The 13,304-nt window shown below is 41.0% G+C and carries 7 protein-coding genes; 1 reads left to right on the top strand and 6 read right to left on the bottom strand.

The genetic code is table 11. From position 1 onward, the window contains the following. Window positions 1-14: 14 nt before the first annotated feature. The 6 genes from ACKWCA_RS11380 to ACKWCA_RS11355 form a co-directional block, all read right to left on the bottom strand. On the bottom strand, window positions 15-1,208 hold the full coding sequence (locus ACKWCA_RS11380; RefSeq protein ID WP_413978322.1) for a DegT/DnrJ/EryC1/StrS family aminotransferase: 1,194 nt from the start codon (window positions 1,206-1,208) through the stop codon (window positions 15-17). Between the two features lie 115 nt (window positions 1,209-1,323). Beyond that, window positions 1,324-1,956 carry an NAD(P)H-dependent oxidoreductase gene (locus ACKWCA_RS11375; protein WP_413978901.1) on the bottom strand — a complete coding sequence of 211 codons (633 nt, stop codon included), beginning with the start codon at window positions 1,954-1,956 and terminating at the stop codon, window positions 1,324-1,326. A gap of 48 nt (window positions 1,957-2,004) precedes the next feature. After that, the gene (locus ACKWCA_RS11370; protein ID WP_413978321.1) at window positions 2,005-2,757 is read right to left on the bottom strand and encodes a sulfite exporter TauE/SafE family protein; all 753 of its coding nucleotides are present in this window, start codon (window positions 2,755-2,757) and stop codon (window positions 2,005-2,007) included. Between the two features lie 161 nt (window positions 2,758-2,918). Further along, a complete protein-coding gene (locus tag ACKWCA_RS11365; protein ID WP_413978320.1) occupies window positions 2,919-6,992 on the bottom strand; it encodes a hypothetical protein in 4,074 nt (1,357 codons plus the stop codon). A gap of 400 nt (window positions 6,993-7,392) precedes the next feature. Next, window positions 7,393-8,835 (bottom strand): MutS-related protein, encoded by a 1,443-nt coding sequence (locus ACKWCA_RS11360; protein WP_413978319.1) that lies wholly within the window; start codon window positions 8,833-8,835, stop codon window positions 7,393-7,395. Window positions 8,836-9,315: 480 nt separating this feature from the next. Beyond that, the gene (locus ACKWCA_RS11355; protein ID WP_413978318.1) at window positions 9,316-9,774 is read right to left on the bottom strand and encodes an Lrp/AsnC family transcriptional regulator; all 459 of its coding nucleotides are present in this window, start codon (window positions 9,772-9,774) and stop codon (window positions 9,316-9,318) included. A gap of 554 nt (window positions 9,775-10,328) precedes the next feature. On the opposite strand from ACKWCA_RS11355, the gene ACKWCA_RS11350 reads away from it, so the two are divergent. Further along, window positions 10,329-13,295 carry a TonB-dependent receptor gene (locus ACKWCA_RS11350; protein ID WP_413978317.1) on the top strand — a complete coding sequence of 989 codons (2,967 nt, stop codon included), beginning with the start codon at window positions 10,329-10,331 and terminating at the stop codon, window positions 13,293-13,295. Window positions 13,296-13,304: the final 9 nt, after the last annotated feature.

Raw genomic sequence — 13,304 nt, 5'->3', positions numbered from 1 at the left:
ATGGAATCAAGACGTTAGCTGACCGCCCCTATTATTTCCCTCATTCGAAGTGCTCGTGAGTTCACCTCTTCATCGGTCCACCCTAATTTAATCAAACATGAAATCGTACGCCCCACCCAATGATCGGATTTTGAAAAATCGGCTTTCCCGTAATCAGGAAGTTGATCATAGACTGCTTGAGGTAATCTCCCCAAAGATTTCAATTGGGTGAGATGATGCCATTTTCTATAATAATGCCAATTGTTATCGTACCAATAGAAACAACCATCAATACCTTTCGAAGTCAGGGCCTCTTGTGTTTTTCTTGCCGTATCGGCGTCTGGCATAAAGAAATTCAAGAAGGCATAGCTCTCCTCTCCCCCTTCGGGCACGCGCCGAAAAGAAACTCCTTTGACCCCTTCTAATGCGCTTCTGAGTGTTGAATAGTTCTTTTTCTGAATCGCTAAAAAATCATCAAGTCGCTCCAATTGCGCCAAGCCGACAGCGGCATTGAGCTCTGAAATACGATAATTATACCCTAGAAAAGGATGTGTTTCAGCTCCCCTATCGTTTCCTACATGGTCATGGCCATGATCGGAATAGTGATCCGCATGCCGTTTGTACTGCTCATGATCTGTAACTACTGCCCCACCTTCCCCGCAGGTAATTGTCTTTACATAATCAAAGGAAAAGCATCCTAGATCACCATAAGTTCCTAAGGGTTTCCCCTCAAAGGTTCCTCCAATGGCTTGACAGGCGTCTTCCAATAGCAACAATTGATGTTCTTCACAAATATGCTTCAAAGCCCTCAAATCGGCCATGGATCCGCACATATGAACGGGCATGATTACCTTGGTCCTTTCCGTAATTGCTTCTTTTACCGCATGGGGGTCAAGTGTCAGGGTATCATCAACATCGACTAAAACAGGTACAGCGCCCAACGCCAAAATAGATTCAAAACTGGCGACAAAAGTAAATGTGGGCATGATTACCTCATCACCTGCTCCGATACCCGCGCTCGCTAGGGCTACAGTTAGTGCTGAAGTACCGCTACTTACCAACTGTGCATGCCCTACTTGCAGTCTTTTTGCCAATGCCTCTTCCAATGCTTTGGCCTTCCAATGCCCATTGCGCATGCCATCAAACCCATAGCGCATGAGTACACCTGACTCCAATACATGATTTACTTGTTCACGTTCGGCCTCTCCAAAAAGTTCAAATCCTGGCATATTAGTATTTTGCTACTTGATATTAATTAATTCACAACTAAATATTGATACATGCAGATGGTTCACCACCAATTGATCATTCTTCACTGATTATTTTTTATTGATAATCCTACCCCTAGGATATTTCGATAATACTGTCATCCATATTTCTACGGACCTTCTTAAAGGTCGAAAAAATATCATCTTCCGACCGATAGCCTACTGGCATGACCAGAACGGCCGTCAATCCTTTTTCTTCCAAATTTAAAAGGCGATCATATCCTTCTGGCGAAAAACCTTCCATGGGGCAAGAATCTATTTTTTCCATGGCACATACGGTCAATAGATTTCCCATGGCCAAATAGGCTTGGTTTTTGGACCATTCTTGAACTTCAAGCGCATCTTTTTTTGAAAAGCTTTCGACCAGACTATTTTTGAACGGACTCAAGATATCATCACTGGTACCACGAACATTTTTTACCTTTTCAAAATAACTGGCGATGTAGGTTTCATCGATAGTTTTTTCGATACAGAGTACCAATATGTGCGATGCCTGGGCTACTTGCTGCTGCTGCATGGATAGGGGCACGAGCTGTTCTTGCAATTCTTTGTTGTGCACAACGACCATCTTTATCGGCTGTAGGCCATAGGAAGTTGCCGTGAGGTTAAAGGCTTGCTTTAATTTCTCTACCTTCTCTGAAGGTAGCATTCGCTTCGCGTCAAACTTTTTAACTGCGTAGCGCCACTCCAAATTCTCAATACTGTTCATGTTTTCCATAGCGTTATTCCTCAATACTCAGGAATCAATTTAATATGTTTAAAAAAACCAAAGTTTAATGGACATGGCCGCCACCATGATGACCAAGAAGGTCTTGATAAAACCATCTCCTTTATCGACAGAAACCCGACTGGCCAACCAACCTCCTGTTGCATTTCCGATAGCCATTATCAAACCTACTTTCCAAATGACCTTATCGTTCCAAATGAATATGGCCAGGGCAGAGAGCGTGTAAATAAATACGACGGCCACTTTGGTCGCGTTCGCCCGTACCAAGGTCATATGGTGCACATAGTGCAAAAATAAGATAATTATAAAGCCCAATCCGGCATTGATGAAACCGCCATAGATACCAAAGAAGAAAAAAGCGATGACACCTATCCAGAGGTATTTCCCCGTTAGACGCTCTTGTAGCTCCATCAGTTTGATCTTAGGCTTGAATAGGATGATCAATACCACGATGATCATGATGATCGCAAGAATTCGATTGAAGGTTTCCCCCTTGATGTCCACAGCGATTTGGGCCCCTATAATCGCCCCTAATAGTGCGGATATACCCAGATAAATATTAAAAGGGGCCGTAGAGACGCCCTTACTTTTAAAACCGGCCGTGGCAATGGCGGTCTGTATGATGATGGCCACCCTATTGGTTCCGTTGGCCACACTGGGCGGAAGACCCAGAAAAATCAATACCGGAAGCGATAGTAGGGATCCACCCCCCGCCACGGTGTTGATGAAGCCGACGGCAAAACCAACAACGATCAATAATGGATAGTGGTACCATTCTTCCATTGCACAAATATAACACCAATTGCATCTAGGATGTACTTACCTTCAAGAGAAATTGGTAGTCGATCCGGAAGGGGGGTTATTGCAAACAAAATCGAAGGTGCCACTGAACGAACCCGAGTTGATGCGGTCATGTACCTGTTGGTTCCTAGTTAATTGCGGCACTACCCTTTTTGTCCGCCACGGGCCAGTAGTGCACTCAATATCGGAATAACCACTCCGATGCCCCCCAACGCCCCGACAAGTGCTTCAAAATCCTTCAGGAATCCGGGTTCCCCAAGAAAAATAAAAACGAGTATGGTTAAGATGATCAAGTAAAAAATAACGCGCATAGTTCCCCAAGAACCTTCACCTCGGTTCTTATATTCCAATCGCAAAGCTTCATTCATGGAGACCGAGGAAGAAATAAAGTTTTTAAAACTGCGATTAAAGATGGCCGGTCGGTCGTTCCATATGATAAGCCCTTTTTTCATTAACGAGAACAGTGAATTCCCGTTTTTTATATTCAGGAATCCATCTTTGGCCAGATCGTAGAGCATGTAGCGCTCACGGGTAGGTAGCGAATTCCAAATGTCGGTATAATACCCGTGACTTAAGTTTTGCGTATGCATCACCATGCGCTGTTCATCTATTTGAAAGCTATCATCCTCAGTCTTACCCAAGGTTATTAAGTTTTTGGCATAGATTACCGGAGCAAGGGTGGGAAGGAATTTGCCAAACCCCAATTCATCGGCAACACATTGTTTTATGGCTTCGTCCGGTTCGTCAGTGATCATTATTTTCACTTTTTCCTTTCCATCGGTAATGCCTATGAGCACTTGAGGGAATGCACTTAGAATGTTTCGCCAAGCATTGAAATCACTCACTAGTTTGATATTCAATTCTTCCGATTCAGATTGTGAATTTTGGTAAAAACCCAAAATCTGACTGGGGTATACCTCGGAACACAGCACCACTGGTTTACCTAAAGAAATCAAAAATGAAATCAAGCGTAACTTGATTCGGTTGGCTTCATATGACATCAGGTGGTGCTCTAGATTCTCAATAATGAAAGCGCATTCGTCGTGTAGTTGCTGTTCAAGGGATGGTATGGGGTTTTCTTCCTTCTGGCTTTCGACCTGAGAGCTCTTCTTTCTAACTGGCTCGGTATTGGTGACCGGATACTTGCGTAGCTTTTCTACAATTGCTGAGATATCAGTATCTTCCCGTAAATCGTCTAACCGCATCATCGACAGAATAAGCGGCTCGTCACAACCAGCAGCACGCAACACTTCTTTCGCAAAGGTGGTTTTCCCCGAGAACGGAAGACCGGTAAGCAGCAATCCGGAATTGGCATCTCTTGTCGCCAATACCTTAGCAAATTTGGGGATGTATTCCTTATTGCCCTTGATATCAAAATCATTGGGTTTTAAATTCATAAAACGAAATCCGATAAAGCGATCGATGAAAAAGGAAATCAAGGCGAAAAGCAAGGCCAAAATACCAAGTAGTCCGATTCCTTTCAGCACCAGCATTAACCAAGGCACCCCTGCAATGCCCTTCTCTTTAGGGCTGTTAGGTGACTGTGTTGTGAGTAGTTTTGTGGGGCGAGTGCCATAATCCATTTGAAACATGGTGCTATCTTCCATTTCTTTGCTCCTCCATGTTTCATCAAGGGATTTTCGATAGATCATGGCTTGGAAATCCCTGAGCTTTTCATCATAAATCGGTCGCGTGCTCCAAAGAAGTCTTCGAAAGCTGTCAGACTCATAATTTTCCTCTTCATCTAAAGGATCCATGGGAACACGGGATACAGTACCCAAATATTGTCCTTCGTTCAGGTGATACTCATAAACACTTTGGAATTCACGTTCATGGTATTCCGGTGCGGGAAGCTTTTCCCTTAGGCGATTTTCTTTTTGAACAAACTCTGATGACATATGAAATTGGTCAGCCTTTGTCCAAATCAAATCGTTGATTTCCCTGGCCTTTTTAAAGAACAAGGTGGTGGGAAATACAGAAGCCAATAATAGCCAACAAAATAAAAATAGAATGTAGTTCTTTGGAAAGGGTAAATTCATTCTTTTTTTGACAAACCCCACCCAAGCATCGGTGGCATTGTGCTCTTTGATTTTTTGTAATCGGAAAAGATAGATGGTGCATACCACTTGTACCGGAATAACCACTAGAAGTATCCAAAATAAACCACTTCCGAGACGTATCAATAATACATCGAGCAAGAAAATAGCCAACAACACCAAGGCGTCACTCATCCTCAAACCCAATTTACTCGCTTTTGTTCTTGGCTTGAGCGAGTAGTACACTAGCAGGTAAGACCATGAAATGAATAAAAAACTAAGGATAATGGAGGAAGAGGGTAGAAAACTTACAAACATACTAAGTGGAACGGCAATCGTAAGCACTGCCAAAAACAGTGTGGAAAGCAGAATATAACTCTTTTCGCTGTCCTCTTTTGGAGTCAGGAACTCAAACGGAAATACCTTGAACTTATAGAGACCTGATCCCGTGTTCTTCTTGAGTACCGAAAAAAGGGCGACCAGACCTATGAGCAATAGCACAAAGAATATGGCCATTCCAGTAATGGACAATACCTCGGAAACCCGAATCCGTAATAGGCTTAAATCATAGAAGGTGATTACGCTCAGGTTAGTGCCCTCAATAGGGGCTACATAGAATATTTGACTTTCATCGCGATACTTCACGACCCCTTGTGCTGCCACTCTACCATTAATCGCAGCCCTTACATCACCGAATTTCCGGCTTACAGCAAAAAAGTTCTCTAAAGTGGAACGTCCGATCCGTGAATGAAACCAGACTTCACCCGTATTATCGATAACCGCGTACTGGTAGCCAAATGGCATAATTGGATTGTGAACGGAACTGAGTTGTGCGCTGGCCACCTTGAAATATCTTTGATCCTTGTGGTCGCGCAAAATATAAACGGCCTCTTCCTTTTGGTCCTCTATGGAAACCACGGGCCGCATTACATAGGGTATACCATCGTTGGTTTTCCAGACGTTGTGGTCTTTTCTGAAGTCCTCGTAATAAATTCGTTCTTTTAAATTGATTCTTGAAAGAGAATCCTTTGGGCGCCGGATACCGTTTAAGGTATAGCATACAAGTCCACTTTCATACATTTTAGAAACAAACTTAAAAATGTACTGGAGCGAATCAGAGGCGGCACCTTCCAGAGGTTTGAACTTGTCCTTACACATACAATAATCGGTATGGCATTCTTTTGGCTCGTAACCAGCGATGTCAAGTCGATATAGGCGTTGAACGGCCTTCTCATTCTCTGTCGTGAAATCGGTTACCAGTTCTTCCGCAAAGTGCCTTAACTGATTGGGAATGGTATGCTCTCGGTTATCGAAATAATCGAGTAGTGATAGAAATATAGCGACCATAATGGGAGCTCCGACCAAAATGGATGTTCCCGCCATGATGACATCCTTACTACTCAAGCGCTCGTCTTCCGCAATGAATACCATTTTAAAAAAAGGGAGTCCGAAAAGACAGAGTAACAAGAAAGTCACCAGAAGAGTAATTATCCAAGAATTAAGTTTTCGGGTACTGGTCTTATACTTATCCGCCCCTATCAAGCCAATAAGAGCAATATCGATTTCAAGGCCTTTTGAGTCGATACTGCCTCTAAATTGATATTCACGGCCAAAAAGTTGGTATCTCGAATCTTCTTTTGGTATTGCGCTCGATACACCGATATTGAGCTGATTGTCTTTTAGAAGATCATCGATTTCCTTATGAAATGACCCTGGCAAAGAACTGAGGTATTTTGCTGGTTTGTCAGCTGTGCCACCATTGCTCGTAAACCTTATGATGTAGGCATCGAATTCATTGTCGTTCGGCAATGTGGTATTTACACTGGTAAGGATTTTCCAAATTTCCGTTTGTGCTTTACCGACCTCGCTTTCTTTTTCATGAATAGTATCCTTCAGAGATACCCGAGCATCTATTTGCCCATCTCCAGGATTTGCCAAGTTTTCACCTTTTTTCGAGTTGTAGGTTTGGATATCGTTGGTAAACCGTTTTGAAATGATATCGAAATAAGAGTCAAGGGTCTGCAGTTTGTACGCCTTGAAATTTTGTTCGTTTTGTTTGATCCGGTACCAATAACTTGTCGCCAAAACCGCTATGATCAGCAATGCGATGGTCGTAAGACCAAGAAGCCTTTTATTCGAACCAAGTGGTTTACGTATTGCGGTCAGTATATTCATTGCCATCGAATTATCAATATGTCATTGGTATGTGTCCTTGTGAAGAAGGAACAAAGCAATGCGTGACAAAAAAATCAATAAGGGGAACAGGAAAAAATCAGAAAAAGTCTAAATCCTGAAGCTAAGAAACTCAATGATGCAACTTTACTGCTTTTGTATGAATTGTAAGTTTTTATGTATAAATAGTAGGTGTATATTCTGTTTTTGGCACGTATGTTTTAGTCAAGGTCCACTTTCTCAGTAAAAGCTACTAACTTATCGCTTAAGGTCTTTGGATTCCTAAGCAACTGCAAAAATACATCAGCGACTTCTTAAGGGTAGCTACGGCCTCACTATGAAATGATGCGCCTACAAGGTTTAGGTCCAAAATGACTTCATCTATAGAGAGTTCGAGCAAACCCAATTTTTATGGGATATCTGAAATAGTGGGGGCATTCTTTCTCCCTATACGGTCCAGCTCTTTTGCAATAGCCCTAGCTTCTATGATCACCTCATCTGGATATTCATTGACTTCTAATATTTTAATGGCGTTCCTGTGCTTTAGTTTCCCTTTTTTCAGTTTATAATCGAAACCGACTTTTTTATCGTTTACAACTTCGCTAAAATGGTAAAGCTCATATTCCTCTGAGAGAAGGTCGGTCAATTCAATATCGTGTGTGGATACAAAAACCAAGTTGTTGTTCTTTGACAATAAGGAAAGTACCGCTTTGCCGGCTGCAATGCGCTCAACGGTATTCGTTCCTTTAAAAATTTCATCAAGAAGAAATAAATTCGATTGGCTGTTAGCGCCTTCAGAGATCATTTCTTTAATTCTAAAGACTTCTTCCGAATAATAGCTTTTGTCATTCAATAGATCATCGCTTATTCTTATCGCCGAAAATACCCTAGTGAATGGAATGGTCAAAGATTTTGCAAAACAAGTATTTATAGTCAAGCCTGTAATCACGTTCAACCCGATGGCACGTATAAAGGAAGTCTTACCGGACATATTTGAACCGGTAAGGAGAATTGATTTATTTGAGACCGAAATGTCATTGGTTACACAACTCGGTAGTAAAGGATGATAGAGGCTCTCAGCGTTAAGTTGATTACTATTTTGGCTAATTTTAGGGATAGAGAACGAGTCGAGTCCCCTTCGTAAAGAGGCGATCGAAATTAAGGTATCTACTTCTCCAACAAATGAAAATACCTGCTCTACTTCCCTGCGTTTCGTGTTCAGCCTTTTTAAAACCCCGAACAATAATAGTGGCTCTAAAAGAAAAAGGGTCTTTATCAATTCGAAAGTCGCCCAAAACAGTACTGCCAGATCTCCTTGCAATTTTCCTTCGAGCTGAAAGAATAGCATTCGATTTCTTACTTGATTTAGTAATTCAATCGGCTTTTCAAGATTGGGATCAATCTTTTTTAAAAGTGCCTTCTTATGTAGATTGAAGGCCACTCGATTTAAATTTAATAACTGAGGAATCGCACTTAAATACTTGAATAAGTTCTTTTTGTTCCAAAAATGAATTCCAAGGTTCACTACAAAGACGCCAATAAGAGCAAGAATATATTGTGGGTAAAAATAGACCAGTAGCGACAAGAGTAGCGCGCTAACCGATAATATTTTGATGATAAAAAACCATTTCGGAGGATTTAAATGCGCTTCTTGAAAGAGGGGCGAAACATCGTAAGCAGCGTAATTATCGAGTTCTTTGAGTTGGCTCTGGATCGCAATTCTTAAGTCGGTATCCTCCGAAATCACTTTGATGATTTCTTCGTTTAAATCGATTCGGGTACGGTCAGTGGAAATAACTCTCAGCTTGTTATAAAGGTATTGCTGGCCGACTTTTGAAACTGTTCGATCCATATAGGCGAACAAATCTTCAAAGTCCAGATCAGCACATGTTTTATCAGATAGAACTTGAAAACAACCAGAGTTGTCTTTATTCTTGAAGTAGTGTCGGATTTTGGTGAAATCGAATGAGTTTTCCTTAATCCTCCCAAATGAAGCTTTTAATCTTTCACTCTCTTTTTTCTTCCGATTAAATAGCATTTGTAGTAGATGGAGATGTATACCGATACGTAAGTATCATTTATTGGTATTATGTTACAGACAAAACTTTAGAATAGTGGTTCAAAAGTAACAATGGTCGAGAATTACTTAAAAGGGATTGAAATACACGCAAGTGAACTCTCTTCCAAAAAAAACATTTAAATCAATGGTTCACAGTTTTTATGACTTGATATCACTCAACGAAGGAAGAGGAACTATTCATATTTTGATATCGCCAATGTACAGCCTTGTGGTTAACTAAGGGGTAGAATGGTACTAAAAAATTGATAAATACTACTTAAACTCAATATGCCTACTCATATTCTCCTCGACAGACATAAAAGACTCTACGCCTTTTATTCCCTCGATTGTCAAAACGGCCTCTTGGTAAACTTGGCGGTAATGCATGCTGTCTTTGGCGTGCATTTTCGCAAAAATGTCATACTTGCCGGTGCTATGGTGAATTTTCACGATTTCCGGTACTTTCATAAGCTCGTCTATGACTTGTTTATAAAGTATTGTTTCACGTAAGTAGACCCCTAAAAAAACCGTCATTTTCCAACCGATCTTACTGTAATCTAGATTTAAGGTCGCACCTTTTATGACCCCAAGGGTTTTCATTTTTTTTGTTCTTGCGTGTACCGTCCCAGGTGAAATACTTAGTTTCTTTGCCACTTCTGTATATGGCATCTGCGCATTATCGGATAAAAGCCCTAAAATCTCAAAATCAACCTTATCCAGCTTATTCTTCATATTTCATTTCTACTTTTTAAACTTATCAATGCCATTTTAAATTCCATTTGGGAATCTTTTTTGCGAAATCTGTAATTTTCTTATCGCTAAAGCACAGTATGGTAAATTTAATTTAATGATTTATTAAACTTGGAAATAATTAAGCAATTAATTAGGTCTTTTTTTAATTATATTTCATTTTAACAAAGGCTGATTTAAGATATCAATAAAAATGATTTTTCATTTTTTTTAATCATATAGATAGTTTTTTTTCTTCAAAATTATCAAACCTGATGAATTGATATAAAAAGATGATAAAATTGGCGATATGTCAAATTATACATCTTTAAACGTCTTAAAAACAGCTATTTACAAAGAGGTCGGATTTTTATTTTTCCAATTCAATCCCTAACATTGTACCAGTCACGAGCAATAAAATTGAAGTTGTTTTTGACCGTGAAGTTTCCGGAACTTTTCTTTTCACATGTAATGAACCATCATCCAAAACCTAGGTTTTGGTAGCGTCCAAAAATGTATACATGTGTCATATTGTTAGTTAACCAAAACACTATGTTATGAAGAAAGTTCTTCTGTTATTGATTACAATCATTTCCCCTATATATTTCATGCAAGCACAAGACATTGCGGTTACTGGGAAAACAAAGGACACAGGCGGAGAAATTCTACCAGGTGTTAATTTAATGATAAAGGGCACCACCAAAGGAGCGGTGTCGGATTTTGATGGAAATTATACAATTGACGCTCCATCAGATGGAATTTTAGTCTTCTCTTATTTGGGTTATGCCACATTGGAAGTTCCAATAAATGGTAGGTCTACTATAGACGTGTCCCTAGAGCCCGCTGCAGAGCAGCTCTTAGAAACGATCGTTATAGGTTCCAGGGGCCAGGGAAGAACCAAATTACAAACTGCGGCCCCGGTAGATGTCATCAGTGTGAGCAAACAGGCCATTAATATGCCACAGTTGGATGTAGGCCAATTACTTGTTGCCTCTGCGCCCTCATTCACGGCCGTACGATCACAGGGGGGCGACCTTAGTGCATCGGTAACACCGCCGTCATTAAGAGGTTTAGGGCCCAACCAATTGTTGGTCCTTGTCAATGGTAAGCGACGCCATAGTGGGGCACAATTGATAGGCTCAGCAACAGGTGGGTCTGCAAATTCAGTCGATATGGACTTTATTTCCTTAGATGCTATAGACCGAGTAGAAGTATTACGTGATGGAGCCTCGGCCCAATATGGTTCTGACGCTATTGCCGGTGTTATCAATATAGTCACCAGAAAAGGCACCAACAAATTCACTGCAAACTACACCGCGGGTTTTTATACCAATTCCAATCCTGATATTAGTGACTCCAATATAAGCGAGTCGGATCAAGCCTTGCTAGAGGACTCAGATGGGCTTGATGGTATAACCCATCAACTTGGAATCAATTACGGCACCTCTTTCGAAAATGGCGGATACCTCAATGTTGCAGGTATGTATCGTCAAAATGAAGCGGCCATTCGCCCGAATATTAGCGGTGCAACCCCATATGGTGACTCTTATCTAAACAATGAACGAACAGATGCCCAAGGTAATCCTATCATAACCAACCCCGAGTTATTAGCTGCCCAAACCGCTGGTGACGCGGCCCTTGCCGCCGAACTTCAGACAGACGATGGCTTACTTGCTGCACGCGGGCTTACGGCAAGGGATATCTCAACCTTTGCTGGTTTGTCCCCAAGTGTATTAGGAGTGGTTTCTTATGATTTGGAATTACCCCTTTCAGCAACGTCCGAAGCTAGTTTTTATTCCTTTGGAGATTTTGGCTTTAAGAATACAGATGGATTTGGCTGTTTTTATCGCAGAGCAGCACAAACGGATCGTTTCAATTTTGACCTATACCCGAATGGTTTTAGACCACAAATGATTAATACGCAAACCAATATAGCTTTTACAGGTGGTATCAAAGGAAAATTAGGAGATTGGGATTTTGATTTTAGCAATACTTTTGGCACCAATACCCAAAGACTCGGCCAATTCAATACGTTTAATGCCAGTTTACAATCCGCATCACCAACGGTAATGGATTTGGGTACGCACAAATTTACACAAAACACGGCCAACTTTGACCTTACACGTTTTTATCCTGATTTTCTAGCAGGACTTAACATAGCAGTTGGAGGAGAATTAAGGATAGAGAATTATATCATAGAAAGAGGACAAGAGGAAAGCTATGCAGCTGGTGATGCCGGTGTCTTTACAGCAACCGAAGATAATCAAGAACTTATTGGGCCAGATGGTTTTCCATTGGAAGGTTTGAACGGCAGTCCAATTGTGGACGATAATGGAAATGCACTTGTACTACCATATGGTGGAGTAAGCTCTTATCCTGTACTACAATATAGTCCAAATTGCCAATGCTTTAGAGGTTTCGCCCCCGAAAATGAAGCGGACGAATTTCGTTCCGTTACCGGTCTTTATTTGGATTTGGAATTGGATGTTACCGATAAATGGTTTGTTAGTGGTGCAGTACGTACGGAACAGTATTCCGATTTTGGTGGGGTATTCACTGGAAAGTTTGCCACACGTTACGCTATTACGGATAATTTTTCCTTTAGAGGATCCGTCAGTAACGGTTTTAGGGCTCCTTCTTTACAAGAACTGAACTATTCGCACACCTTTACCTTTTTTGTTGATTTAGATCCTTTTGATGGAACGCTGTATCCAAATAGTAGTCAGGTCGCAAAAACTATTGGAATTCAACAGCTACAAGAAGAAAGATCCACCAACTTTGGCTTTGGAATCACTGCAAAGCTCTTTAACAAGTTGGATCTCAGCATTGACGCTTTCCAAATAGATATTAGAGATCGCTTGTTCCAAACTGGAAATTTTAGCGCAACGGACGCCCCAGTTTTAGAACCACTTATAGATTCTGGTTTGGCAAGTTTTCGAATCAACGGAGGGGACATTAGTACAAAGGGTATCGAGTTCGTAGCAAATTATAACGATAGGGTTGGTGAAGGGATGTTAAATTTAAATTTCTCGGGATTAATTTCCGATAGAACCTTTGAAGGTGCCAACGTTCCTGATTTGAATACGGCGCTGACCGATCAAGAACTGGAAGATCTTTATATAGATCGAGCCATAATAGGAGCTTACGAGGAAGGTATTCCAAATACACAAATGATTGCTTCTGTCACCTACACTTTAGGAAAATGGTCAGGGATGCTTAGAGGCAACTATTTTGGAGAGATTTCTAGAATAGATGACGGAGAAGGAACCTTAACCGATGAAAATTTTCCGGGCGCTGGCACGCAAGGTTTTTCAGATCAAACCTTCTCGGCGCAGGTTACTTCTGACCTAGGAATAACGTACCAAGCTTCCGAGAACTTGGCCTTTACCCTTACAGGGCAAAATATCTTTAATAATTATCCCGATTTATATCGTTCCGAGGAAAGAGGCTTTTACCTCTATGGCAATGCGCAACAGGGTTCTCTTGGTGCCTTTTATTCAGTAAGAGCTACATTAAGTTTTTAGGTTTAACGA

Source organism: Maribacter corallii, from assembly GCF_047345415.1.
In the GTDB taxonomy this organism is placed as follows: domain Bacteria; phylum Bacteroidota; class Bacteroidia; order Flavobacteriales; family Flavobacteriaceae; genus Maribacter_C.
This window is presented reverse-complemented; position numbering and strand designations above follow the sequence as displayed.

Excerpts from the sequence above, each read along its gene's own strand:
- ACKWCA_RS11370 (WP_413978321.1), bottom strand. The coding sequence starts at position 2,757 with ATGGAAGAATGGTACCACTATCCATTATTGATCGTTGTTGGTTTTGCC.
- ACKWCA_RS11380 (WP_413978322.1), bottom strand. The coding sequence starts at position 1,208 with ATGCCAGGATTTGAACTTTTTGGAGAGGCCGAACGTGAACAAGTAAAT.
- ACKWCA_RS11350 (WP_413978317.1), top strand. The coding sequence starts at position 10,329 with ATGAAGAAAGTTCTTCTGTTATTGATTACAATCATTTCCCCTATATAT.
- ACKWCA_RS11355 (WP_413978318.1), bottom strand. The coding sequence starts at position 9,774 with ATGAAGAATAAGCTGGATAAGGTTGATTTTGAGATTTTAGGGCTTTTA.
- ACKWCA_RS11360 (WP_413978319.1), bottom strand. The coding sequence starts at position 8,835 with ATGGATCGAACAGTTTCAAAAGTCGGCCAGCAATACCTTTATAACAAG.
- ACKWCA_RS11375 (WP_413978901.1), bottom strand. The coding sequence starts at position 1,956 with ATGAACAGTATTGAGAATTTGGAGTGGCGCTACGCAGTTAAAAAGTTT.
- ACKWCA_RS11365 (WP_413978320.1), bottom strand. The coding sequence starts at position 6,992 with ATGGCAATGAATATACTGACCGCAATACGTAAACCACTTGGTTCGAAT.